Source organism: Xylanibacter ruminicola 23, assembly GCF_000025925.1.
Classification (GTDB): domain Bacteria; phylum Bacteroidota; class Bacteroidia; order Bacteroidales; family Bacteroidaceae; genus Prevotella; species Prevotella ruminicola.
In genome coordinates, this window is record NC_014033.1 from 772,410 (window position 1) to 797,813 (window position 25,404).

The following is a 25,404-nucleotide window of genomic DNA, read 5'->3' on the forward strand; positions in this document are numbered from 1 at the left end:
AATTCGCAGATAAAAATCATAGACGTTGCCCGTCTTTTCTACCGTGTATGATATGTTCTCCGTTGCCAGTTCTTCTATGCCGCGCAGCACCGTGCACATCCTTCAGATACAGGTTGAGGTCTTCCATGCAGTCGCCGCCACAGCAGAAAACGGAGAAGACGGCCCGTATTATCTCGCTGTACTGATAGCCTATCAACTTACTGCGAAGTCCCAGGTGGGAGTCGATTACAGAGGAAAGAATACGGTAAAATCTGTCCAAAACGAAAAATATTCCGCCAAAAGCGCTGATTTTCTCAGATTTTTGTTGTACCTTTGCCATGTCATTGATGATTTTGCTTGAAGTGATGGACTACGGACAGATTATAGATAAGGTGTACACAGCCTGCCTGCCCTTCGCCAATGAAGGGAGGCAGGCTGACTATATTCCCATGCTGGCAGAAGTAGATGCCAAACAGTTTGGCCTGTGCCTGCTGACGCTCGACGGGAATGTCTACGAGCAAGGCAACACGCGCACCCGCTTCTCGCTGCAGAGCATCAGCAAGGTGTTTGCCCTAGCCATGTGCCTCAGCCAGGAGGCTGACCGCCTGTGGCAGCGCATGGGTAAGGAGCCTTCCGGTAATGCGTTCAATTCGCTGGTACAGCTGGAATATGAACACGGCATTCCCCGCAATCCGTTCATCAACGCCGGTGCTATCGTCATGGCCGACGTGCTGCTCTCTACGCTGAGCCGCCCCGAGGAACAATTTCTGACCTTTGTCAGGAGCCTCAGTGGCAGCAGCACCGTGGGGTTCAACCGCCGTGTGGCACAGAGTGAACAAAGTTGCGGCTACCTGAACGCAGCCATTGCCAACCTGCTGAAATACCACGGCAACATTCGGGGTGACATTACCCGTGTACTAGAATTCTACTTCCTGATGTGCTCCGTAGAGATGTCGTGCCACGAGTTGGCCCACGCCTTCCTGCCCTTTGCCAACCATCGGCAACCATTCAACTATGGCGGCGTGTCGCTCACCTCGTCGCAGGTGAAACGCATAAATGCCATCATGCAGACCTGCGGATTCTATGACGAAGCCGGAGAATTCTCTTATCGCGTAGGCTTGCCGGGCAAGAGCGGCGTGGGAGGCGGCATAGCGGCCATCCATCCGCTGCACTATGCCGTAGCCACCTGGAGCCCCCGGCTTAACATAAAGGGTAACTCCGTCATGGGCATGAAGGCACTGGAACTGCTGACCTCTGAGACCGAAGAGTCTATCTTTTAATTCAGCCGCCCGCAATCATAAGTAACATCTGCACGAGAATAACTCTGGCGAACATGCCCAAAGGATAGACCGTGGCATAACTGACGGAAGGACTGTTGCCCTCAATGGTGTCGTTGACATATGCCAAAGCCATCGGATTGGCCATACTTCCGCTAAGGATGCCGCAGATGGTGCCGTAGTCGAACTTGTGGCTCCGCAGGGCAGCCATGCCCACCAATAGCACAGGCACAACAGTGAGTGCAAAGCCTATGCAAATCCAGAGGATACCTTCTGGTCTTATGACCGTCTCGAAAAACTGTGCGCCACTATCCAGACCAAGAGAGGCCAGATAGAGCGAGAGCCCCAACTTACGGAGCATCAGCGAGGCACTGCGGGTAGTGTAGGTGATGAGGTGAAACCGCGGCCCAAAAGCTCCCACGATGATACCTACCACGATGGGGCCTCCTGCGATGCCCAGCCTGACCGGAATGCTCATGCCAGGCAACTGGAGCGGGAGACTGCCCAGGGCAAGTCCGAGGATGATGCCAATGAAAATAGCGGCCAGGTTGGGCTCGTTTAGGCTCTGAACGCTGTTGCCGAAGAAAGCCTCAACGGCATCGACGGACTTGGGGTCACCCACGATGTGAAGACGGTCACCATACTGCAACCGCAGGTCTGGCGTGGCCAGCAACTTGATGTCACCACGTGTGATACGGCTAATGTTGACACGGTAAGTGTGGCGTATCTTCAGACTGCCAAGTCGCCTGCCGTTGAGTATCGGTTTGGTGAGCACTACCACGCGGCTCTCCATCTTGTTATCGAGTGCATTCCAGTCCACCTTCTCGCTGTTCCAGTCTTCCGGCTCTTCCACATGCAGGCCTATTAGGATTTCGAGCATTGAGGCATCTTCCTTTTTGGTGACTACCATTAGGCGGTCGTCCAACTGTAGTTGGGTTGTCGACTTGGGCACGATGACTTCGTCACCGCGCCAGATACGCGAGATGATAAACCGCAAGTGAGTCATCGTCGCAATCTCTTCCAGACTCTTGCCAACGATGGCGGGATTAACCACGTTGAACCGGGCAATGTAGGTCTCGTTCTCTTCACTGATACTTCTGGGCATCAGGTCGGCAGGGCGTACGAAAAATTTGCGCATAAACAGGATGGCGAGGATGACACCTACCACACCCAACGGATAGGTGACGGCACAACCGAGGGCCGTCCCACTGTGGGGGATGCCCAGCTGTGACAGTGTCTGCTGGGCAGCACCCAGTGCAGGTGTATTGGTGGTAGCTCCACAGAGCAGTCCCGCCATGTCAGGCATACTGATGCCTGTAAGCGGACAGAGACAGACTGCCATCGCCGTGCCGATGAGAATGACGGCCAGCCCCCACAGGTTGAGTGTAACACCCTCGTGGGCCAGCGAACCGAAGAAACCGGGACCCACGCTCAGGCCGAGACAATAGACAAACAGAATCAAACCGAAACTTTGGGCATAGTCAAGCATCCTGGAATCTACTTCAAAACCGAAATGACCTGCTAGGATACCAACAAAAAATACGAATGCCACGCCAAGGCTTATACCCATGACCCGAATCTTGCCCAAGGCAAGCCCCAAGGCACAAATCAGCGACAGTACCACTACGGTCTGCATAGCCGATGGATTAAAAATCAGATTGTTTATCCACTCCATTTCTCACACGATTTGGCTACAAAGGTAGTCATTTTATGTCGAATGACCGAGTGCTTTTTGTTTTTTAACCTCCTTTTACATCAGATTGTAGAACTTGTCAAATGCAGCACGCGCCATCGCGACGAATGCTGCATTTTAGTTTCATGCCAGGCACTTATAAACGCAAGGGCGATAGCCGTAGCCAAAACAATTCTTTTCATCATCACCTTCAATTCTTGATATCTACACCACCAATAAAATTGTCGGCTATGATGTGTAGGCAATGTGCATCCTTTTCTGCTGTTCTTGAAGCATGGTTGCCGGCATCGCCCTCTTCGGCGTTGTAAGCTGCATCTACGAGTGGATTGCTGCTGCAGGATTGTAATCTCAATAAGGTTTTTTATAATTAAAAAGAATCCCGATAGCTCTCAGTGGCTGTCGGGATTCGCTTTTATCGTTTATTTGTTTTAGCTCATATCAAGCGCCTTCTGCAGTGAAGTCGTTTCGTGCATAGAGCTTTGTGGTAGTGTTATGAGTTACCTTTATGCCATCGTTAAGCGAATAGGTGTAGTAGGCTGTTGATCCATCGCCGAACGTGGCCTTAAACGTAACTATATACGCCTGATTATTCGACAGATAATGGCCCAGAGTCTGCTCCTCGCCGTTAGGTACCGACATACTGTAGTTGCCCACCATAATATTAGTGCCCTTGCGATATACACGGATGTCAGAGATGTAAGCATCATCCTTCAGGTCGTTCTTGATTACCAGTTCGCCGGCATGCTTGTTGTTGGGGCGTGGTATCTTGAAGAATTCTGTCTTAGAGTGGTTGTAATATACAGACTTCAGGTCGGCCTTGGTGGTCCAGAAGGTCTGCATCTCGTACTGAGGATTGGTGGTAACCTTGATGAGCAGAGGCTTGGTATCGCTCTCGTCCTTGGCATTGGGATCGTACCACATCCACGATGCGTTGAGTGCCTGCGTGTTGCGGTATGGCAGCGATTCGGTGATCTTAAATCCGTAGTCCTCGTCCCAATCGTAGTGAGGCAGATCGTTGAACTTGATGTTCCAATCGATGCTGTTTCCGGCATGACGATCCTCAATCTCTACATTCTGTATGGCATAGCTCTCCTTGTGGGTCCAGTTCCAGCCCATGGACAACTGTACCTGCAAACTCTTTGATTTCTTGGCTGTAGGTTCTTCGCCTGGTTTAGCCTCTTCGCCAGCCTCCAGCTTACCTGTAGCCGAAACGTTAAGGCTGAACGACTTAGAGTCTTCATAATACTTCTGATTGGTGGTGGTGCCTGGTGTTGGTGGACATGCTGCCAGGAACTGCAGCTCGGTCTGAGGCATCACTGTATTTTCGTCCTTCATCGGCACAACTTGAGTGTCAAAGTTGGTAGCCCACAATCCGCAGTGGCGGATGTATATACCTACACGTCTATTCCAGCCTTTACCCTTCCACATGCCGGCATTGGCCACGCTGGTATTCATCTTAACAGCAAAGTAGTCGCCTGCTCCAGCCTGTCCCTCGTACACGTGTACTGGATAAACGTCGAGCAGAGTGGTGGCCGAACCTGTTCCGTCAAGATAGTACTTCTCGCCCCATGTGGTGTCGTAGTGCACGTGGGCAGAATATGAGTTTACATGCACAAAGTGGTACGATGCAAACAGGTTCTCCATCTTCTTGGTGTCTTCTTTATCATCGCCGCCGAAGGCTCCGGTATAGCCCTCGTAGCGCTCGGCGAAAGCTGTAAACACTCCCGACAGTGCTACATATGCCTTTTCGTTGCGATTGGCATTGTCAGCCACGGGGTCGCCTGTTTGGCTCAGTTTGTCGATGAGAATCTTTGTGTTATTGTTGAATCCCAGAATCCAGGTAGAGTCGGTAATTTCTGGATCGAGAGTGATGTAGTCGTGGGTTTCCAGATATGCCTTAATCTCGCTCTCCACAGGGTTCATCAGTAGCACCGTCTCGCCACTATACATGATATCATCCATTTGCTCGTCGCTCAGGTCGGTAAGTTTGTTGACTACGTATACAGGTATCGACAACGTTTCGCTCAGCTGGTCGATTGCACCCTTCGAGGCCCAATCGATGGCTTGTTTCACATCGGGATCCACTCCTGGTGCTACATAGATATACGTCTTAATCAACTGTGTGGGCGTAAACTCGTTGCCACCCACCATTCCCGATGTTCCCTCCTCGGGCATTACAGGATTGTCTTCTGCTTTTGTACATGAGGTTTGCATCATGCTAGTGCTGCAGAAGGCAATTGCTCCTGCCAGCAACCAAATAAGCCTTTTTCTTTTCATAATATAAATATGTATTAAGTTAATAGATCTTTTCATTACATTTCCAGGAGGCAAAGTTAGTGCAATTGTTTTACTTGGCCAAATTTTTATCGCATAAATAACAATAAATTTTGATGAGATGTATGTTGTTTACAATTATTAACTTAAATACTTCGCTTTAATAGAAAAAAAAGAAGGAATGAGCATCGCTGCTGATTCCTATGGAATTGTGTACTTTAACTTAAACCATCCTCGCATCACTGCGAGATTCCAAACTATAAAAATATAAAAACAAATACGGCTGCAAAAGTATACGTATTTTTGTAAATCACCAAATAAAATCTACTTTTTGTTTTGCTAGATGCGAAAATTGTTGTACCCACGAATGAAATTTTGCAAGTATATCGAAATAAAGTACTACTTTTGCAGACGATTATGAAGCAGATTGAAGTAGTAGCAGCGATTATTCGCAAAGACGATAAGGTGTTCGCCACCCAGCGCGGTTATGGCGAATGGAAGGACTGGTGGGAGTTCCCCGGTGGTAAAGTAGAACCAGGCGAAACACCCGAGGCAGCCTTGAAACGTGAGATACGCGAGGAACTTTCTACAGAGATAAGCGTGGATACATTTGTGTGTACCGTAGATTACGATTACCCCAAGTTCCACCTTACCATGCATTGCTATTATTGCAGTTTGCTTGATGAGGCTTTACACCTTAACGAACACGAGGCTGCACGGTGGTTAACTCTAGAGCAACTTGATAGCGTAGATTGGTTGCCAGCCGATTTGGTGGTAGTTGAGGACATCAAAAAAGGGGAATGAGCAGTCGCTGCTGATTCCTCTCACTATGATTATATAAATTATGAAAAAACTAATTTGGCAGCAAAAGTACATGGAATTTTGCAAACCACCAAAAATAATCGTTGTTTTATTTTTCAGGCAGCGAATAATAACAAAAAAATAGGTGAGCATCATAAAAATGCTCACCCTTTTTCTTGGGTAGTGACGTATACGGCTTGCCCTCTCGGGATTCTGCCCGGATAGTCAAAAAGCACCTTTGGCAAAAAAATAATGGAGTAGTGTCGATAAAGTCTTGCTCCCTCGCGGGATTCTGCCCGGATAGCCAAAGGCTACCTTTTGACGTGGCAAATATAGTAAGTATTTCTGAATGCTCCAAACATTTTGGTGAAATATTTAAAATTTTTCATTGTTTTTATGCATCACGATGCCACCATTGCCCTCCATAAATACTAAGCATTTCTGATTCTGTAAAGTTGGTGTAGTCATTCCAGTTTGTTGAACCAAGAAATTCATCCTTCGCTGAATCGTAAATCCACCAATGGGTAGAACGAAAACAACCACCTAAATAATGAGTGTACTCATGTTCGTTGTCTGGGTCACTTTTTAATGCTTCGAGCATTTGCTCTGTCGAAATCCATTTCTTCTCCATAATTGTTTGTTTTAAAATCATCGCAAAGGTATAAGATCGCCCTAACCTGACCAAACAATTTTGATCAGTTTAGATCGAATTTTGATTGTTTAGATCTATGCAAAATAATTATCAATAATTGTTTGTTTATTTGCTCGAAATGTTGTATCTTTGCACTTGGATATCAACCAGAATATATGATACAAGAAGATATTGTAGAATACGAAATACTTGAAGAGGATTTCTCTTCAGAGTGGATAGTTTCAGAGCCACCAACAAGGGATCTTGATACCTTGCTGGAGGACCTGCATTCATTGCATGGTTCAGCATTTGTAACCCAGCTTAAGTATATAGCAGCCCATAGAGCATTTACGCCGATTAGTGGCGAAACGGGAATATATAGTGTAGGTGGTGAACAGGATGCTGATTTCGAGAACCTGCTTAATGCAGCCCGCAAGGCTGTAGAACATGGTTACCGTGTATTCATCCTTCCTAACCCCAAAGGCATCAGAACTGCTGATTTTATCTTTGAAAAGAAAAGCAATTATAAAATGTATGATTTAAAAACTATTATAGGGCAGTCTTCTGTTGTAAATAGGTTGTTTGAATCTATCGGTCAGAGTAATAGAGTACTGCTAAATATTAATACAGAATATAATGCACGTTTGTTGGCATCAGATATTAAGTCGTATTTTGAAGTTAATGATGATGCAGTAGAAGTATTGATTTTTAAAGGGAAAAAAGTGATTTCTGTAAATAGAGTAGGAGTGGGAAGTACCAACTTTAATCGTGTGTTTCGAAAGAAGTACGAAAAATAAAAAGCCATCCATAAGGATGACTTTTTAAATGGAGTAGTGTCGATAAAGTCTTGCTCCCCGCACTCAGCGGCGTAGCCAAAAGTAAACTTTTGACGCTGCAAAGATAAGAATAATTCTGATACGTTCCAAATATTTTTGGTAAATATTTAGTTTTTAGTGAAATAAATGCTACTTTTGTAGCCGATTATGAAACAGATTGAAGTAGTTGCAGCGATAATACACGATGAGGCTGGTCGCATTTTTGCCACGCAGCGAGGATACGGCGATATGAAAGATGGATGGGAGTTTCCTGGGGGCAAAATGGAACCTGGCGAAACGCCCGAAGAATCGTTGAAACGTGAAATTTGGGAAGAGCTGGAAACAAATATCACAGTGGAGCGGTTGGTTAAAACCGTAGAGTGGGATTATCCTAAGTTTCATTTAACTATGCATTGCTTCTGGTGTAGTGTAGTGAGTGGAGCCCTGACGCTTAAAGAGCACGAGGCAGCCCGCTGGCTAACTATAGATCAACTTGATTGTGTAGATTGGTTACCAGCCGATTTGGTGGTAGTTGAGGACATCAAAAAAGAGGAATGAGCATCGCTGCTGATTCCTCTCACTATGATTATATAAATTATGAAAAAACTAATTTGGCAGCAAAAGTACACTGAATTTTGCAAACCGCCAAAAAAATCTGTGTTTTATTTTTCAGGCAGCGAATAATAACAAAAAAATAGGTGAGCATCATAAAAATGCTCACCCTTTTTTGGGGTAGTGTCGATATGGTCTTGCCCTCTCGGGATTCTGCCCGGATAGTCAAAAAGCACCTTTGGCAAAAAAATAATGGAGTAGTGTCGATAAAGTCTTGCTCCCTCGCGGGATTCTGCCCGGATAGCCAAAGGTTACCTTTTGACGTTGGCAAATATAGAGAGTTTTTTTGAAAGATCCAAATGTTTGGTACATTTTCTAACATAAACTGGCTCTTTTAACATTTTAAAACTAAATTGTGGCTCTATTTTAAATAGAATACTAATTAAAAATGGTGGCATGTTAATGCTATTATTTTATTTAAATTCTGGTCACAAAATTAGTAACTTTGTACCCTATAAAAACAAGATACGAATGGCTAACAGAAACGTTATTCTCTTACATCTCTTAGAGTCAGATACTTACGAGTTTTTTGGCTCTCCAGCCTCGCTTTTCGACAAGCACGAGGCCAATGAGTTGCTTATTGCTCAAACCAGTTTGAACAACCATTTCAGCAAAATGGCTGCTCAGGGTAAAGAGTTGGTATACAGAAACGCCTATTGCGAAATCCGCAAAGGCGAGATTTATGTTAAGCCATCAACACGAGGACGTAAAAAGTTTTAAACTAATGTGTGTTTCCTTCCTAAAATGTCGTTTTCAATAATGATTTTATAATATGGCTAAAAAAGACACAAAAGAAGTAGCTTGTTTCGTTGAGGGTGTTTTACCAGGTTTATTTGGACAGAAATACTCAAGTCGAGACTATAGATATGAAGATTCATGGGGTAAGAATCAGTTTAATAGCTCATTCCCAGCCTCGTTAGTTGCTTATATGGGTAGTAAAGGAGTTAACCCTATTTATATTTGTACGAATAAAAAGAATGAAGTTGTTCATAAAACGATCAATACAACAGATCTGTTTGGCGTTAATCCTTTAGGTGAAGATGCATATTATAATTATGAGGCTGAATATTATCCCTATGAGCAATTTTATTATGCAGCTAAGAAAGAGAAAATAGATTTGGTAATGATAAATCGTAGTACAGAGGTGGCAGCTAGCGGCTTGGAAGTTAAATTAACTACCCTTCCTGATAATACTACGAAAGATTTGGAAGAATCTGAATATGGAAGTGAGATTGTTGTAAGGTCTCCTACTATTTTATTTTTGGCTTGCAGTATATGTTCATGCTATAACAGCGAGAAAGGTAAAAATAGACTGCATTCGATTTTGAATACAATTGGATCCGAAATAAAAAATTGGAGTGAAATAAGACAGGTACTTCCTCATTATAAAGCTATTTGTAAAGCTATACTTGATGTTTCCATAGATTTAAGTAACAAGCAGATTCCTTTAATTATTCAACCGATTTGGAAAACTGATAAGAAATTAAAGGATTTCGCAGATGATTGTCTTGATGTATTTGTTTGGTCAAATCTTTCTGTTATACAGATGTGTTTAAGAGAGACTAATGCGGATAACGATATTTCACGCAATCAGCGAACAATTATCTGGCTATATAAGATGCTATGGGACTTTAGTCTATATGGAAGTTTTAATTACACGGGTATCGTTAACGAGCTAGCATATAATTATAAAACAGACAAGGCTTTTTCTATTAGTGGAAAATTGACAAATCCATTGATGAGATGTCCAGAATTGACAAAGCCTAGAATAAGTAAATATGAAATTAAAAACATCATTTTGGGTGATGGTCAGAAGCTTCTCAGCCCAGAAAGAAGGTTTGATGCGTTTATTGTAAGTCATCCAGAGTTATTCAAATGAAAGTAGTTGATTTGTTTTGTGGGTGTGGTGGCCTAAGTCTTGGCTTCCAGAAAGCAGGATTTAATATTCTTGCTGCTTTTGATAATTGGGATGATGCGATAACGGTGTATCATGCTAATTTTAAGCATCCTGTAATAAAACAGGATTTGTCAAATGTAGATCAGACTGTAGAAAAAGTAAAAAAATATAAACCTGATATGATAATTGGTGGTCCTCCTTGTCAGGACTTTTCTTCAGCAGGAAAACGAGACGAAAATAATGGACGTGGTGATCTTACTATAAATTATGCTCAGGTTATTGCTGCTTTAAAACCAGATTGGTTTGTGATGGAGAATGTAGATCGTATCACCAAAACCGAAAAGTTGGTTGAAGCAAAAACTATTTTTAAGCAGTGTGGTTATGGATTAACGTATGCGATATTAAACGCAAGTCGTTGTGGTGCACCACAACGTCGCAAACGATTCATAATGATAGGTCATCTGGGCGAAGAAGACGGTTTTATGTCGAATATTCTTGAGTTACGCCAATCTGATAAAGAAATGACTGTTGCAGATTATTTTGGAAGTCAGCTAGATATTCAGTACTATTATCGCCATCCACGTAGTTATGCTCGAAGAGGTATTTTCAGTGTAAACGAGCCTAGTCCAACAATTCGTGGAGTCAATCGTCCTATGCCTGCCGGATATCAATTGCATAGTAATGATCCAGTAAAGTCATTAGAAGGAATACGCCCTCTAACAACATTGGAAAGAAGTATGATACAGACATTCCCCAAAGATTTTAGATTCCTTGGAAATAAGACTAATATGGAACAGATGATTGGCAATGCAGTTCCTGTTAATTTGGCAAGATACGTGGGTGAATGTATTATGGCTTATTTGGGCAATAATAATCCTGTTAATTACGAACAACTACGAGAGGATTATCCGGAAAAAATAGTGAATAATTCATCTGTCTCAATTAATCCTGAATTAAAAGTAGATAAGGAGAAGAACGTATTAATAAGTCTTGTGAAAAACGATAATGTAGACCTGTTTTTAGACGGTTCTGCACGTATTTATTATACAGGGAAAAAGTTTCCATCAACAGTAGCTTTAAATAAGCTATACTATTTTATGCCATATGTTAAGCAAAAGGGTATTCGTGATATTTATCTAATAAAAATAGCCAGAGTTGGTTCTAAGCACGAGATACATCCTGATGCAGATGAAAATGATCTACGTTTGGTATTCGAGATAGAAAAAATAGGTCAGCTATTTGATGACTACAAACCTGTAGAATTAAAAATTTGGCATACGTTTACGGATACGACTATTAAGAGTGTTTTGTCTAATAGATTATAGAAGCAGATGGTAGCAAAGAGCAAGCAGCAAAGACTCAATGAAGAGATTGCATACGAACTTGACAAGTATCAGGTGATGCTCGAATATGGCCGTATGTGTCTCGATGATGATAAAGCGATTCGTAAGAAGTATGCATGGATGAACTATGTCAAGAATGGATGTTTGAGTGGCATGGCTATAGATTTGATTATGGCTGGTGCTACTAAACTGATTTCATCAGAGTTTTTTGGGGTATACCTACCATATTTTCTCATTGTCTTTTTCCTGGTGCTAATTATGTATATCTTCTTTTTTTTCATTCATAGGAAACAAATCGCCAAACTTATTGGCGCAGAAGAGAAGGCAACATTGAAGGAACTGCTTGATAATCTACGCTCCTATCTTCACAAGTTAGGTGAGTGGATGAAGGAAGTTGATTGTCATATTGAACAGGAGAAAAGTGTCCTTGATATAATCGAGAAGGAATTGGCTGTTGCAAAGAGCCAGCAAGCTAAAGAGGTAAATAAACTCAGTGAGATATATGGCAATCTTGATGAAAAAATGGACGATAAAGCCCATCAAATGGCAGAAGAAAGATTAATACAGTATAAACGATTTATTTACGATTATGAATAAGAATACAAATACACGAGAGCAAGTACCGACACCTACAAATGTCATTACTCCCCAACCCTCGCCATCAGATTCTTCCTCAACTTCAAGTGGAGGTTCAAACTGAAGAGAGGTGTCAAGTCCGACAACGGTTTGAAGAGATGAGATCTAAGATTTTGGACAGTTGATATTTCAAAAACTGACAATATGGATAGACTGGGGTTTATAAAGTTCAATACTCGCTTTTCTACTGAAAAATCAGGAAAGGCGAGCAGTTATGCTCGTGCAATAGCAATTTTGGATGATGTCTTGCAGCATCAAAACGAGATTGTTTTTAGTGGTAAGTCACTCTATGAAATATCCGATCCAGACGAGATTGAAAAGATTTTAGATTTTGTGAATCGAGAAGTTGGGAAATTGAAAAATGGTAAGCCAAACATCTTTGATTACGATAAAAATATACCCCAAAGTTATTTGCTGAAAAATTTTTGTTCAGCAGCATTGAATAGCTTGATAGAGTATTCTCAATTTGAGACTGCAGAAATTATTGTGGCAGAAGAAACGAATCCTCATCTGATTTCTACGAAATTAATGGCTCATTATGATATAACAAAGGAAGGTGAAGATGTAATATATGAAGCAAAACGTAGAAAGGGACAGAATTATTTTCGTTTCATGGTGCTTGACAACTATGGCTCGCGTTGTGCATTAACGGGTATTGATATACCAGAGTTATTGCTGGCTAGTCATATTATACCTTGGTCTGATAAAAAGCATAAAAGTGATCGACTTAATCCATGTAACGGTATCTGTTTGTCGGCTCTTTATGACAAGGCGTTTGATAAAGGACTGATTACGTTCAAAGACGATCTGACAGCATTATTCTCAAATAAGCTTGAAGCCAATGTTGGTAAGGAGTATTTTAAGCAATATTTCGAACCCATCAGGAATAAGAAACTTATAACTCCAAGGAAGTATCTTCCTAGTCCAGAATTCTTGGAATGGCATAGAGATTGTATTTTTAGTAAAGAATAAATTACGATCGGCTTAACGTTATAAAAGGTAAGACTATTTGTAAAGAAATCCCCAAACGCGTACTATCCATGATATAATATAATCTTCGCCTCTATACCAGAGCAGACAGTATAGGGGCGGAGATTTTTATATAGAGGTATTAGCTTAAAAGAACTAACTTATTCTGGCTTATATCATAAGCAATAGGATGGGCGAATGATATACTGTGACCATCGTGGACGCAGGTGGCGTCGATACCTCGACGTTGGAATTCATCCATTAGGGCTGCGTCGTGATAAGCGCGCATCGAAGTGAAACTTCGAAGATTTATCTGAGAATTGAATACGTTAACTAACTCTGCGATTTGCATATCGGCAAATTGCAATGCAAACTTGATGTAATAAATGTGCTGTTGCATAACTTAGGATAATTTTGAAGTGAATAATAATGTTGCTTCCACATCGTACCTTGGCCACCGTGACATCCTAATGCTCGGTTGGCGAGTCCGCCATAAAGGCGACTGCTCTTGATGTTTCGGGTGCAAAGATACAAAGTTTTCTGTGGAGAACCAAAAGAAATGACTGTAAATTTTGTGGAGTGCGAAAATTGTGCTAATTTTGTGGCGAAATAGAAACAATTAATTCTTGACAGAATATGATAGCTTGTCTTATATGGGTTCTTTTGTATGCCTTCATAATATGGATGCTGGCTGCCATTACTTCATGGTGGGCTGTGATAATTATGCATATAGGAGCTGTAATATTTCTACTAATATACAAAGGTGACGCTATTTTTAGAGGAAGTAATCCACCAGAAAATCCGGATGATAAAACTTGTGACGATGAAAGTTATCGAGCTGCTCGTGAAGAACGGGATGCATATGATGACTACATTGCCTCTATAGATATGGATAAAGATAGATGAAACAAAAAGGGGAATGAGCATCGCTGCTGATTCCTCTGTGATAATTATAACTAATAAAACCCAATTCTTTCTCGCATCACTGCGAAAATAGAATGAACATAATCATTAAAATGAATTTCATAATCATTCATTTAACAATCAACGTGGCAAAGGTAATAAGAATTTGGAAAACGACCAAAAAAAACGCCAGTAAAAAATTACTGGCGGCGGAATTCGATGGTCTTGGGCAGTTTTTGCCATTTACCTTTGAAGGGCACCTTGAGGGCGCTACCTGATTCTTGCTTGAGGATGAATACTGAATCGCCCTTGGCGGTGAGGGTGGCGGTGAGATCCTCGCTGCCGTAATCGTTGATCATCTGCAGCGTGGCCTTGTGGCCCTTTACCTCGGCATCGGTGATGACCCAGGCAAACGAGTTGAAACGCTTACTGAGATAGCCGGGTACCTGGCCAAACAAATCCTGCCCGGGAACGGTAACATCTTGTTGGTAAAAATTAATACGCATCACAATATCAAGTTCCTTATTTATAAGGTACGCGCGAAAGGGGCCTTGGGTGTTCTGCGCACTGGCCGTAATACTGGCCAAACACAGCAGGGCTGAAACTATTAACTTGTTCATATTACAACACTTATACGTTTTTTAGACCGCAAAGATACTAATCTATATCATCTTTTAAACGTTTACGCCGAAAAAAATAACAAAAAGATTGGTGATTTAATAATTTTTTAATTATCTTTGCGCCAAATTAGTTAGTATAACATGGCAAAGGAACGATTTACACCTGATTTTATTTTTGAGTCGAGTTGGGAGGTTTGCAACAAGGTGGGCGGTATCTATACCGTACTTTCGACACGTGCTAAAACTTTGCAACAGGTTCTGAAAGACAAAATCATATTTATTGGTCCTGATTTCTGGAAAGAGCAGGAGAGTCCTTACTTTAGGGAGGCCAACAGCTTGCTGGCCGAGTGGCAGTGGGCTGCGAAAGAGCAGGGCCTGAAGGTTAGGGTGGGCCGATGGACTGTGCCTGGTGAACCAATCGCTATTCTGGTTGATTTTAATCCGTATTTTGAGAAGAAAAACGAAATATATGGCTGGTTGTGGGAACACTACCAGGTGGATTCGTTGCATGCCTATGGCGACTATGATGAGGCATCGATGTTCTCGTATGCAGCAGCTCTCGTAGTAGAGAGTTTCTACAAGCACAGCCTGAAGCCCGAACAGAAGGTGATATACCACGCTAACGAGTGGATGTGCGGACTGGGACTGCTCTACCTGAACAACAAGCTGCCACAGATTGGTACGGTGTTTACGACCCATGCTACGAGCATTGGCCGATCGATTGCGGGTAACCAGAAGCCGCTGTACGACTACCTGTTTGCCTATAACGGCGACCAGATGGCGGGCGAGCTGAACATGCAGAGCAAACACAGTATTGAGAAGCAGACTGCCCACTATGCCGACTGCTTTACCACAGTGAGCGACATTACGGCTAAGGAGTGCGTGGAGCTGCTGGATAAGCCGGTGGACGTGGTGCTTCCAAATGGTTTTGATAATAGTTTTGTGCCCGCCACAGCGCAGGCTTTTGCCCGCAAGCGTAAGGCCGCGCGCAAAAAAATGCTGCAGGTGGCTAATGCACTGCTGGGCGAGGAACTGGACGACGACACGCTGCTGATTTCGACTTCGGGACGATACGAGTTCCGCAATAAGGGTATCGACGTGTTTGTTGAGGCTATGAACCGACTGCTGCGCGACCGCGACCTGAAAAAGAAGGTGGTGGCATTTATCGAGGTGCCCGGTTGGGTAGGAGAGCCACGCAAAGACTTACAAGAGAGACTTGCTACATTAAACATTAAACATGAAACATTAAACATTAAGCAAGCCACCAACAGCGAACAGCCATCATTTAACACTCCTCTTGAGGTGCCGATGGTGACGCACTGGCTGCACAACATGAGTCACGACAACGTGCTGAGCATGCTGAAATACTACGATATGCACAACCGTAAGGATGAGAACGTGAAGGTGATTTTCCTGCCTTGCTATCTGGACGGTAATGATGGTATCGTGAACATGACCTACTACGATGTGGTGCTGGGCAACGACCTGTGCATCTACCCATCGTACTACGAGCCCTGGGGTTACACCCCACTTGAGGCAATAGCCTTTAAGGTGCCTTGTATCACTACCGACCTGGCTGGATTCGGACTGTGGGCCAACACGGTGTTCGGTCACGACGGACAGCTGGAGGATGGTGTGAAGGTGATTCACCGCACGGATTACAACTATAGCGAAGTGGCCGATAATATCAAAGATACGGTGGCTGAGTTCTCGAACATGACTAAAAAGCAGATTGAGACTTGCCGCAAGAATGCTGAAGCCCTCTCGGAGAAGGCTCTCTGGACTCACTTTATCGAGTACTACTACGAAGCGTATGATATCGCGCTGCGCAAGGCGCAAATGCGAGTACATTAAACATTAAACATTAATGATTAAACATTAATTGTTAGAAAATTAAAGAAGAATTCAAATAAAAATTTGAGAGATTATGAAAATTAAAGCTGATTATGCAAATGCTCCAATGTGGAAGGATTTGACCGTGAAGTCGAGTCTTCCTGAAGAACTGAAGTGTTTGGACGAGATTGCCCACAACATGTGGTGGGTATGGAACTACGAGGCTCGCGACTTGTTCCGCGACCTGGACCCTGAGCTTTATCATGAGGTAAAACACAACCCAGTTATGCTGCTTGAGCGACTGAGTTTTGCCCGTAAAGAGCAAATTGTAAAGGATAAGGCGCTGATGAAGCGCATTAAGAGCGTTTACACCTTGTTCCGTAAGTATATCGACGTTGAACCCGACAAGAAGCGCCCATCGGTGGCTTACTTCTGTATGGAGTACGGTATCCACTCTGCCCTGAAGATTTATTCGGGTGGTCTGGGTATGCTGGCCGGTGACTACGTGAAGGAGGCTTCTGACTCTAATGTTGATATGTGTGCCGTTGGTTTCCTGTACCGTTTTGGTTACTTTACACAGAGCCTCTCGATGGAGGGACAGCAGGTGGCCAACTACGAGGCACAGAACTTTAGCAACCTGCCTATCGAGCGGCAGCTTGACAAGGATGGTAGCCCCATGGTGATTGATGTGCCTTACACCAACTACCAGGTTCATGCTTATGTTTGGCGTGTAAACGTGGGTCGTGTAAAGCTGTACCTGCTGGATACTGATAACGAGATGAACTCGGAGTTTGACAAGCCTATCACCCACAGCCTGTATGGTGGCGACTGGGAGAACCGCTTGAAGCAGGAGATTCTGCTGGGTATCGGTGGTATGCTGCTGCTGAAGAAGCTGGGCATTAAGAAGGATATCTACCACTGTAACGAGGGACACGCTGCCCTGTGTAACCTGCAGCGCCTGTGCGACTATATCGACGAGGGTCTGACATTTAACCAGGCTCTGGAGCTGGTTCGTGCCAGCGGTCTTTACACCGTTCACACACCAGTACCTGCCGGTCACGACTACTTCGACGAGGGTCTGTTTGGCAAGTACATGGGCGGTTACCCACAGAAGCTGGGTATCTCGTGGGACGAGTTCATCGGCATGGGTCGTATCAATCCTAACGACCACAGCGAGCGTTTCTGCATGAGTACATTTGCCTGCAACACCTGTCAGGAGGTTAACGGTGTATCAATGCTGCACGGCTGGGTAAGCCAGAAGATGTTTGCACCTATCTGGGCCGGCTACTATCCCGAGGAGAACCACGTAGGTTATGTTACCAACGGTGTTCACTTCCCCACATGGTGTGCTACCGAGTGGCGTAAGGTGTATGCCAAGTACTTTGATGCTAAGCACATGAGTGACCAGAGCAACGAGGAAATCTGGCACGGCATCTACAACTGTCCTGATGAGGAGGTTTGGGCCACACGTATGGCACTGAAGAACAAGCTGTTTGACTATATCAAGGAGCAGTTCCGCGAGAAGTGGCTGAAGAACCAGGGCGATCCTTCGCGTGTGGTTTCACTGCTCGAGGGTATGAATCCTAACGCACTGGTAATCGGTTTCTGCCGCCGCTTTGCTACTTACAAGCGTGCACACCTGCTGTTTACCAACCTGGAGCGCTTGAGCAAGATTGTGAACGATCCTGAGCACCCAGTAATCTTCCTGTTTGCTGGTAAGGCTCACCCAGCTGATGGTGCCGGTCAGGGCTTGATCCAGCGCATCTACGAGATTTCGCAGCGCGACGAGTTCCTGGGCAAGATCATCTTCCTGGAGGACTACGACTTCCTGCTGGCCCGCCGCTTGGTATCGGGTGTAGATATCTGGATGAACACTCCTACACGTCCGCTGGAGGCATCGGGTACATCGGGCGAGAAGGCCGAGATGAACGGTGTAGTAAACCTCTCAGTAAAAGACGGTTGGTGGCTTGAGGGCTATCGCGAGGGTGCCGGTTGGGCTCTTACCGAGAAGCGTACCTACCAGAACCAGGGCTACCAGGACAACCTGGATGCTGCTACCATCTACCACCTGCTGGAGAACGAGATTATCCCATTGTACTACGATAAGGATAAGAAGACTGGCCTGTCGAAGGGTTGGGTGAAGGTAATCAAGAACTCGATTGCTCAGATTGCTCCTCACTACACCATGAAGCGACAGCTTGACGACTACTACGAGAAGTTCTACAACAAGCAGGCTAAGCGCTTTAAGGCTCTGAGCAAGGACAACAACAAGCTGGCCAAGGAACTGGCTCAGTGGAAGGAGACCGTAGCTGAGCGCTGGGATGCCATCCACGTGGTTAGCGCCGAGTGGGATTATCCTGCTGCCGGTATCGAGACTGCACAGAAGTACACCATCCGCTACGTGATTGACGAGCAGGGACTGGAGGATGCTGTAGCACTCGAGAAGGTGAACGTACATATTAATAAGGAGGGCGAGGAGCGTATCTTCTCGATCGAGCCACTGAAGATGGTGGGCCACGAGGGTAACAACTATATCTTTGAGGCTACACTGGCTCCACAGCAGGCTGGACAGTTCAAGAGCGCCATCCGTATGTATCCTAAGCATAAGGAGCTGCCTCACCGTCAGGACTTCTGCTACATTAAGTGGCTGGAGCTGCCTGCACACACCGTGTAATTACATTGGTACAAGCATAAAAAAGAACCCGGGTTCAATCTCTGAACTCGGGTTTTTTATAATTCTGGATGATGTATCGTCCTAAAACGTTTTGCCGGTTACGCTGGCCGGTTTGAGTGATGCAATCGCTGATGCGGCGGTGCAGACTGTCTACCTGCTGCTGCAACTGCTGGCGATGGGCGGCGTTGGTACGGGTGGAGAGCTGGGCCAGGCGGATAAGCTGGGTGCCAAGCTTCTGCACGGTATCGTTAAGGGCCTGCCACTGATTGTTGAGCTGGGTACCCGACACACGCGATGGGCGGGGGTGCTGGTTGAGCTCGATGGTGATTTCGCCAGGTTCGAGGAAGAAGCTGCAGCTGGTGAGCTGCTGGCGGTTGAGATAGGCACGGCAGAACAGCGTGGTATCGGTGGTGCCGGCAAACTTAAAGGTGCCGCCGCTAACGATGGCCTGGCCAAGAACCTTTTGTGGCGGGTCTTCGAATGCCAGGGTTACGGTGTCGCCATCCTTCAGCTGGGTAGCGCAACCCTTAATCTGATAAACATCAGACTGGCAGGCGCAAAGCATGAAGCTTGCAACTGCCAGTCCGATAAAACTTTTATTTGTCATTATACAATGTACAAATCGCTGATGCTCTTGTTGTCGATTACACGCTGGATGGCCTCGGCAAACATCTCGGCTACACTGAGCTGCTTAATCTTAGCACAACGCTGGGTGTAAGGAATAGAGTCGGTGAATACAATCTCCTCGAGGGCCGAAGCCTGTACACGATCGCTGGCAGGACCACTCATCACACAGTGGCTGGCGCAAGCGCGAACAGTGAGTGCACCGTTCTCCTTCATCAGGTCGGCTGCCTTGGTAATGGTACCGGCAGTATCAACCATATCGTCGATAATCACTACGTTCTTACCTGCTACATCACCAATAATCTGCATAGATGCTACCACGTTGGCGCGGGCACGAGTCTTGTTACACAATACCAGTGGGCAGCCCAGGTACTTGGCGTAGGTGCTGGCACGCTTTGAACCACCAACATCGGGTGATGCGATTACCAGCTCGTCGAGCTTAAGCGACTGCAGGTAGGGCAGAATAACGTTTGATGCATACAGATGATCGACAGGAACATCGAAGAAACCCTGAATCTGGTCGGCGTGCAGGTCCATGGTGATCACACGGTTAACACCAGCAGCGCTGAGCAGATCGGCCACCAGCTTGGCACCGATGCTTACACGGGGCTTATCCTTACGGTCCTGGCGGGCCCATCCGAAGTAGGGGATAACGGCATTGATGGTACGGGCCGAAGCGCGCTTGGCTGCATCAATCATCAGCAGCAACTCCATCAAATTGTCGGAACTGGGGAAGGTGCTTTGAACCAGGAAGATGTCGCGACCGCGGATACTTTCCTCGTACGAAACAGCAAACTCTCCATCAGAGAATTTGGTGATTTGTAACTTACCTAACGGGCAACCAAGACTTTGACAGATTCTTTCTGCCAGGTATCTCGTGGCTGTTCCTGAGAATACCAAAAAGGAGCTCTTATCACTCATTGTTAATACCTATTTATATTTTTATATTAGTACTTTAGCATGCTAATCAATCGTTTTTCGCAGTTTTTCGAAGTGGTTAAGTAAGGCCTTGTAGTCGATCTCGTTGTGGATGTTGAAGCGGTTCCATAGGTCGCCGCATATCACCATGCCACCAAAGCCTAAATCCTTAATCTCCTTCACGCGGTCGAGATTCATTCCTCCTAAGGCGTAAACCTTCTTGTCTATCAGGCCCTGCTTGGAGGCTGCGCGTAACTCGTCCATCGTAAACGACTGCTTCTCGTCGGCATTGGTCTGACTGTCGAAAATAGAGTGTAGGAAAACATAGTTCGACTTTTTCTTTGTTTCCTTGAGTTCGCTGATAGCGTGGCACGTGCGGCTGATGTTGCCCTTATAGCCAACGGGAGCCTCGGTGAACGCATCGTCGATATGTATACCGCGCAGGCGATACTCCTCTTTTAAATAGAAGTGGCCGTGAACGGTTATGCGGTTGTGATAGTCGTCGCCAAGCAGAGTCAGTAAGCGCTCAGAATACATGGGCGAAGCACCTGGTTTGTACAGGTGCAGATTATCCAATCCCTCCTCGAAGAGGTTCACAAGTATCTTGTCCTCTTCGACGAAGAATGTGGGTTTCGTCATTACAATAAGCTTCATTTTTGCCATCTGTTCTCTTTCTAAGTGCAAAATTACACAGATTTTTCGATATTATCACCACTTTCGGCAAAAAAATAGTCATTAGGGTGCATTTTTCAGAAAGTTTTAGTAATTTTGCATCCTGAAAAGAGCAAAAGGAGGAAAAAAGGAGGAGTTTTAGATAGTGAAATAGTAAAATTGTAAAATAGTAAAATTAAAGAAAGATGAAAGCATTTGTTTTTCCCGGACAGGGAGCACAGTTTGTAGGAATGGGTAAGGATCTGTATGATACCAACCCCCTGGCAAAGGAACTTTTTGAGAAGGCTAACGAGATTCTTGGCTATCGTATTACCGATATTATGTTTGCTGGTACCGACGAGGAGCTGAAGCAGACTAAGGTTACACAGCCTGCCGTTTTCCTTCACAGCGTTATCTCGGCACTCTGCATGGGCGACGCTTTCGATCCTAAGATGGCTGCTGGTCACTCACTGGGTGAGTTCTCGGCTCTTACAGCTGCTGGTGCCCTGAGTTTTGAGGATGGCTTGAAGCTGGTTTACGCTCGTGCTATGGCTATGCAGAAGGCTTGCGAGGCTCAGCCCTCAACTATGGCTGCTATCATTGCTCTGCCCGATGAGACTGTAGAGCAGGTTTGCGCCGAGGTTAGCAAGCTGGGTAAGGGTGTAGTAGTAGCCGCTAACTATAACTGTCCTGGACAGCTGGTTATCAGCGGTAACGTTGAGGCTATCGAGGAGGCTTGCGAGCGCTTGAAGGCTGCTGGTGCTAAGCGTGCACTGGTGCTGAAGGTAGGTGGTGCTTTCCACTCGCCACTGATGCAGCCTGCTAAGGACGAGCTGCAGGCAGCTATCGAGGCTACTGAGATTAAGACTCCAAAGTGCCCCGTTTACCAGAACGTAGATGCTAAGCCTCATACCGATCCTGCTGAGATCAAGGCTAACCTGATTGCTCAGCTCACAAGCTCGGTTCGCTGGACTCAGAGCGTACAGAACATGATTGCCGATGGTGCCGACGACTTTACAGAGTGCGGTCCTGGTAAGGCCCTGCAGGGTATGATCGTTAAGATCAACAAAGAGGTCAATGCACACGGTATTGAGTAAGATTAAACATGAAACATTAAACATTAATGATGAATAGTTCGAAGATAATTATTTATCAGGTGTTTACCCGCTTGTACGGCAATAAGAATGTGACGCGCCATGAGGACGGAACATTGGCCGAGAACGGTTGCGGAAAACTGAACGACTTCACGCCCAAATCCTTGAAAGCTATCAAGGAGATGGGCGTGAGCCATATTTGGTACACAGGTGTTATCCGACATGCATCGCAAACCGATTACACCCAGTACGGCATTCCACGTCAGCACGCTGCGGTGGTGAAGGGTAAGGCTGGTTCGCCTTACGCCATTACCGACTACTATGATATCGACCCTGATCTGGCCGAGAACGTAGAGCAGCGCATGCAGGAGTTTGAGGCGCTGGTAGAGCGCACACACAAGGCCGGACTGAAGGTGATTATCGACTTTGTGCCTAACCATGTGGCTCGTCAGTATCACTCTATCTGCAAGCCCAAAGGGGTGAAGGACCTGGGCGAGGAGGATAACCCACAGAACGGATTCGACCCGCAGAACAACTTCTATTATTGTCCCGGACAGCGTTTCCATCCTTACTTCGACTTGTATCACGGCGAGGCCGAGGAGTATGACGAGGAGCCTGCCAAGGCCACGGGTAACGACTGTTTCCACAATGCACCAGGCATGAACGACTGGTACGAGACGGTGAAGCTGAACTACGGCGTGGATTACTATGCCGGCGGCGTGGGCCACTTTAATCCTATCCCCAATACATGGGATAAGATGACGGATATACTGCTCTTCTGGGCGGCTAAGGGCGTTGACGGATTCCGTTGCGACATGGCCGAGATGGTGCCTGCTGCCTTCTGGCATTGGGCCACGGATAAGGTGAAGTACCGCTATCCCGAGTGCGTGTTTATCGGCGAGGTGTATAACCCCGGCGAGTATCGCAACTACCTGGGTGCCGGATTCGACTACCTGTACGACAAGGTGGGCATGTACGATACGGTGCGCAGCGTGATTTGCAACCAGCAGAGTGCCCATGCGATAACAGGCGCCTGGCAGCAGACGGATGATATCAAGCAGCACATGCTGTACTTCCTGGAGAATCACGACGAGCAGCGCGTGGCCAGCGACTTTTTTGCCGGCGACGGCCGCAAGGGCATACCGGGCTTAGTGGTATCGGCCCTGCTGCAGCAGAACCCGCTGATGATTTACTTCGGACAGGAGTATGGCGAGCGTGGTATGGACAAGGAGGGCTTTAGCGGCTGCGACGGACGAACCACCATTTTCGACTACTGGAGCGTGGACACCATGGTGCGTGCGGCTAACCGCAAATATACCATCCGCGAAAAGTATATCTACGATATGTATTGCAAGGTGATGACGCTGGCACAAAAGGAGAAGGCTATCACGCAGGGCGAGATGTTCGACCTGATGTATGCCAACGGCCATCTGCAGCGCCAGTATGCGTTTATACGCAAGCACGGCACCGAGGCCATCCTGGTGATTGCCAACTTTGCCGATCAGGCTACCACCGTAAACGTAAATATTCCCGCCCATGCCTTCGATTACTTGGGCTTGAGCGAGAAAAACGCGCAGGTAACCGACTTGCTAACCGACACGAAATCGCGCCTCCATTTTAAGCGCGACGAGTCCGTTCAGGTTGAAGTTCCCGAGAACGGCGCCGCCATCCTAAAATTCCGCGCGTAAATATTATTAGGCACGGATTCTTGGACGAGCCAAGCGGCAAAGCCGAGCGAACACGGCTTTTTTTTATAAAAAAGACACGGATTTATAATAAAAAGAACACGGCTAAAGTTGAAATAACCAAAGCCGTGTTTTTAATTTATTAAAGCCGTGTAAATCCGTGCCTAAAAAAATCCGTGTTAATCCGCGTAATCCGTGCCTAATAATTAGATCTCACTGATGCTGCCGACACCGGAGCGGTGGGTATCCTTCTTCTTGGGATGACCGCCGTACTCTAACGATCCTACACCCGACACGCGGCCTTCGATGCTTTCGGAAGCATAACACTTGATGCTGCCCACACCTGATACGCTGGCTGTTACGTTCAGTGCCTTTAGGTTGCCAGCCTCGATACTGCCAACACCGCTATTGCGCAACTCAACATCATCGGCAATACCGCTGACTGCAATCTCACCAACACCACTATTGGTAATCTCTAATTTATCGGTATCCAGACTGTCCATCTTAATGTTAGAGGCACCACTATTGGTAACCTTGGTAAGGTCGGCAGTATAAACCTTGATTTTTACCTCTTGTGTGTTCAGATTGAGATTTTTCTGTGTGTACTTAATGTTCAGTGCGCCGTTGCCACTTTCGAACTTGTAGTATTCAATATAATTGTCGGGAGCAGTGAGCTCGATGGTGCCGCTCTTTTTCACGTCCTGCACGATCTCTACGTGGCCCACGCAACTCATGTTTACTTCCTCGAAAGTATCAACCTTATAGGTCTTGGTTACGATGTTGTCGCTGGGAGTTACCTTGTTGATACCCAAATCTAACTTACACGATGTGAGCGCCAAAGCACATACCATCAAAAATAATACCTTTTTCATATTCATTTATTTATTTAGTTGTTTTATTTTATTCTTTTGACGCATGTAAGGCGGAAAAAGTTGCAAGAAACTTGTTTTTTTTAGTTAAAATTCGTATTTTTGCGCCAAAATTTTAAAGATATGGCCGATTTTGTATTGAACGAGCACAACAAGGAGGAGTTTCCACCAGCCCATACAGCCGAGCATCTGCTGAACCAGACGATGATCAGGATGTTTGACTGCGGGCGATCGTATAATGCCCATGTGGAGCGTAAGAAGAGTAAGATGAGTTTCCATCTGGCCCAGAAACCATCGCGCGCCGAGGAGCGTGAGATTGAGGAGCGCATGAACGACCTGATAGCACAGGACTTGCCTGTGACGTTTGAGTTTGTGACCCGCGACACGATACCCGATGATGTGACGCTTGACCGACTGCCCGATGATGCATCGGAGACCATCCGCCTGGTGCGCATTGGCGATTATGATGTGTGTCCCTGCATCGGTAAGCACGTAAGAAGCACCAGTCAGATAGGGCGCTTTGAACTGCTGGGCACCAACTGGGACGAACAGGAACGATCGTTCCGCGTAAGGTTTAAAATCGTGCAATAAAAAAATCCCGCTCTG

23 protein-coding genes, 2 pseudogenes and 1 riboswitch are annotated in these 25,404 nt (G+C 45.6%); of the genes and pseudogenes, 15 read left to right on the forward strand and 10 right to left on the reverse strand.

Annotated elements, in window-relative coordinates:
- Positions 1 to 12 precede the first annotated feature (12 nt).
- Positions 13 to 319, reverse strand: a pseudogene (locus tag PRU_RS16245) (IS1380 family transposase); the annotation flags it as partial.
- Positions 320 to 344: 25 nt separating this feature from the next.
- Between PRU_RS16245 and PRU_RS03335 the strand changes: the two are divergent.
- A complete protein-coding gene (locus PRU_RS03335; protein ID WP_013063598.1) occupies positions 345 to 1,259 on the forward strand; it encodes a glutaminase in 915 nt (304 codons plus the stop codon).
- A gap of 1 nt (position 1,260) precedes the next feature.
- Here PRU_RS03335 and PRU_RS03340 read toward each other — a convergent pair whose 3' ends face one another.
- The 3 genes from PRU_RS03340 to PRU_RS03345 all read right to left on the reverse strand — a co-directional run bounded on the left by PRU_RS03340 (position 1,261) and on the right by PRU_RS03345 (position 5,226).
- On the reverse strand, positions 1,261 to 2,931 hold the full coding sequence (locus PRU_RS03340) for a putative transporter (RefSeq protein ID WP_041385611.1): 1,671 nt from the start codon (positions 2,929 to 2,931) through the stop codon (positions 1,261 to 1,263).
- A 208-nt stretch (positions 2,932 to 3,139) separates the two neighbouring features.
- Positions 3,140 to 3,301 carry a hypothetical protein gene (locus PRU_RS15990; protein WP_170857894.1) on the reverse strand — a complete coding sequence of 54 codons (162 nt, stop codon included), beginning with the start codon at positions 3,299 to 3,301 and terminating at the stop codon, positions 3,140 to 3,142.
- Positions 3,302 to 3,387: 86 nt separating this feature from the next.
- Positions 3,388 to 5,226 (reverse strand): hypothetical protein, encoded by a 1,839-nt coding sequence (locus PRU_RS03345; protein WP_143040072.1) that lies wholly within the window; start codon positions 5,224 to 5,226, stop codon positions 3,388 to 3,390.
- Positions 5,227 to 5,640: 414 nt separating this feature from the next.
- On the opposite strand from PRU_RS03345, the gene PRU_RS03350 reads away from it, so the two are divergent.
- On the forward strand, positions 5,641 to 6,027 hold the full coding sequence (locus PRU_RS03350; protein ID WP_013063197.1) for a (deoxy)nucleoside triphosphate pyrophosphohydrolase: 387 nt from the start codon (positions 5,641 to 5,643) through the stop codon (positions 6,025 to 6,027).
- Positions 6,028 to 6,418: 391 nt separating this feature from the next.
- On the opposite strand, the gene PRU_RS03355 is transcribed toward PRU_RS03350, so the two are convergent.
- Positions 6,419 to 6,655 carry a hypothetical protein gene (locus PRU_RS03355; RefSeq protein ID WP_041385613.1) on the reverse strand — a complete coding sequence of 79 codons (237 nt, stop codon included), beginning with the start codon at positions 6,653 to 6,655 and terminating at the stop codon, positions 6,419 to 6,421.
- Between the two features lie 176 nt (positions 6,656 to 6,831).
- Here PRU_RS03355 and PRU_RS03360 point away from each other — a divergent pair, with 176 nt between their 5' ends.
- The 8 genes from PRU_RS03360 to PRU_RS03405 all read left to right on the forward strand — a co-directional run bounded on the left by PRU_RS03360 (position 6,832) and on the right by PRU_RS03405 (position 13,833).
- Positions 6,832 to 7,452 (forward strand): hypothetical protein, encoded by a 621-nt coding sequence (locus PRU_RS03360; protein WP_041385614.1) that lies wholly within the window; start codon positions 6,832 to 6,834, stop codon positions 7,450 to 7,452.
- Positions 7,453 to 7,638: 186 nt separating this feature from the next.
- Complete coding sequence (locus PRU_RS03365) at positions 7,639 to 8,028, forward strand: (deoxy)nucleoside triphosphate pyrophosphohydrolase (RefSeq protein ID WP_013063308.1); 390 nt, start codon at positions 7,639 to 7,641, stop codon at positions 8,026 to 8,028.
- Positions 8,029 to 8,553: 525 nt separating this feature from the next.
- Positions 8,554 to 8,802, forward strand: coding sequence for a hypothetical protein (locus PRU_RS03375; RefSeq protein ID WP_041385617.1), 249 nt, complete (start codon positions 8,554 to 8,556; stop codon positions 8,800 to 8,802).
- Between the two features lie 52 nt (positions 8,803 to 8,854).
- Positions 8,855 to 9,961, forward strand: a complete 1,107-nt coding sequence (locus PRU_RS03380) for a HindVP family restriction endonuclease (RefSeq protein WP_013063702.1) — start codon at positions 8,855 to 8,857, stop codon at positions 9,959 to 9,961.
- The gene (locus tag PRU_RS03385) at positions 9,958 to 11,304 is read left to right on the forward strand and encodes a DNA cytosine methyltransferase (protein WP_013064476.1); all 1,347 of its coding nucleotides are present in this window, start codon (positions 9,958 to 9,960) and stop codon (positions 11,302 to 11,304) included. Before PRU_RS03380 ends, PRU_RS03385 begins: the two co-directional genes overlap by 4 nt.
- 6 nt (positions 11,305 to 11,310) lie before the next feature.
- Positions 11,311 to 11,919 carry a hypothetical protein gene (locus PRU_RS03390; RefSeq protein ID WP_013065588.1) on the forward strand — a complete coding sequence of 203 codons (609 nt, stop codon included), beginning with the start codon at positions 11,311 to 11,313 and terminating at the stop codon, positions 11,917 to 11,919.
- Between the two features lie 183 nt (positions 11,920 to 12,102).
- Entirely contained in the window at positions 12,103 to 12,930 is an 828-nt protein-coding gene (locus PRU_RS16250; protein ID WP_013063760.1) for an HNH endonuclease, read from the forward strand.
- Positions 12,931 to 13,327: 397 nt separating this feature from the next.
- A riboswitch (SAM-I-IV-variant riboswitch) is annotated at positions 13,328 to 13,447 on the reverse strand.
- Between the two features lie 116 nt (positions 13,448 to 13,563).
- On the forward strand, positions 13,564 to 13,833 hold the full coding sequence (locus tag PRU_RS03405; RefSeq protein WP_041385619.1) for a hypothetical protein: 270 nt from the start codon (positions 13,564 to 13,566) through the stop codon (positions 13,831 to 13,833).
- A gap of 197 nt (positions 13,834 to 14,030) precedes the next feature.
- Here PRU_RS03405 and PRU_RS03410 read toward each other — a convergent pair whose 3' ends face one another.
- Positions 14,031 to 14,450 (reverse strand): hypothetical protein, encoded by a 420-nt coding sequence (locus PRU_RS03410; RefSeq protein WP_033151324.1) that lies wholly within the window; start codon positions 14,448 to 14,450, stop codon positions 14,031 to 14,033.
- Between the two features lie 141 nt (positions 14,451 to 14,591).
- Between PRU_RS03410 and PRU_RS03415 the strand changes: the two genes are divergently transcribed.
- Positions 14,592 to 16,304 carry a glycogen/starch synthase gene (locus PRU_RS03415; protein WP_013064685.1) on the forward strand — a complete coding sequence of 571 codons (1,713 nt, stop codon included), beginning with the start codon at positions 14,592 to 14,594 and terminating at the stop codon, positions 16,302 to 16,304.
- A gap of 73 nt (positions 16,305 to 16,377) precedes the next feature.
- Entirely contained in the window at positions 16,378 to 18,957 is a 2,580-nt protein-coding gene (gene glgP, locus PRU_RS03420; RefSeq protein WP_013064138.1) for an alpha-glucan family phosphorylase, read from the forward strand.
- Between the two features lie 34 nt (positions 18,958 to 18,991).
- Here the strand turns inward: glgP and PRU_RS03425 are convergent, their stop codons facing one another.
- Genes PRU_RS03425 through PRU_RS03435 form a run of 3 tightly spaced genes read right to left on the reverse strand, consistent with a single transcriptional unit; the run spans position 18,992 to position 21,153 of the window.
- Positions 18,992 to 19,564 (reverse strand): DUF4369 domain-containing protein, encoded by a 573-nt coding sequence (locus PRU_RS03425; protein ID WP_013063625.1) that lies wholly within the window; start codon positions 19,562 to 19,564, stop codon positions 18,992 to 18,994.
- Positions 19,564 to 20,502, reverse strand: coding sequence for a ribose-phosphate pyrophosphokinase (locus PRU_RS03430; protein ID WP_013063227.1), 939 nt, complete (start codon positions 20,500 to 20,502; stop codon positions 19,564 to 19,566). Before PRU_RS03430 ends, PRU_RS03425 begins: the two co-directional genes overlap by 1 nt.
- Before the next feature lie 42 nt (positions 20,503 to 20,544).
- Positions 20,545 to 21,153: a thiamine phosphate synthase gene (locus tag PRU_RS03435; protein WP_013063409.1), complete on the reverse strand. Its 609-nt coding sequence runs from the start codon at positions 21,151 to 21,153 to the stop codon at positions 20,545 to 20,547.
- Between the two features lie 203 nt (positions 21,154 to 21,356).
- On the opposite strand from PRU_RS03435, the gene fabD reads away from it, so the two are divergent.
- Entirely contained in the window at positions 21,357 to 22,247 is an 891-nt protein-coding gene (gene fabD, locus PRU_RS03440; protein WP_013064140.1) for an ACP S-malonyltransferase, read from the forward strand.
- Between the two features lie 26 nt (positions 22,248 to 22,273).
- Positions 22,274 to 23,932: an alpha-amylase family glycosyl hydrolase gene (locus PRU_RS03445; protein WP_013063395.1), complete on the forward strand. Its 1,659-nt coding sequence runs from the start codon at positions 22,274 to 22,276 to the stop codon at positions 23,930 to 23,932.
- A 203-nt stretch (positions 23,933 to 24,135) separates the two neighbouring features.
- On the opposite strand, the gene PRU_RS15205 is transcribed toward PRU_RS03445, so the two are convergent.
- Complete coding sequence (locus PRU_RS15205) at positions 24,136 to 24,801, reverse strand: GIN domain-containing protein (RefSeq protein ID WP_177168152.1); 666 nt, start codon at positions 24,799 to 24,801, stop codon at positions 24,136 to 24,138.
- A 126-nt stretch (positions 24,802 to 24,927) separates the two neighbouring features.
- Here PRU_RS15205 and PRU_RS03455 point away from each other — a divergent pair.
- Positions 24,928 to 25,389, forward strand: a pseudogene (locus tag PRU_RS03455) (alanyl-tRNA editing protein); the annotation flags it as partial.
- Between the last annotated feature and the right edge of the window lie 15 nt (positions 25,390 to 25,404).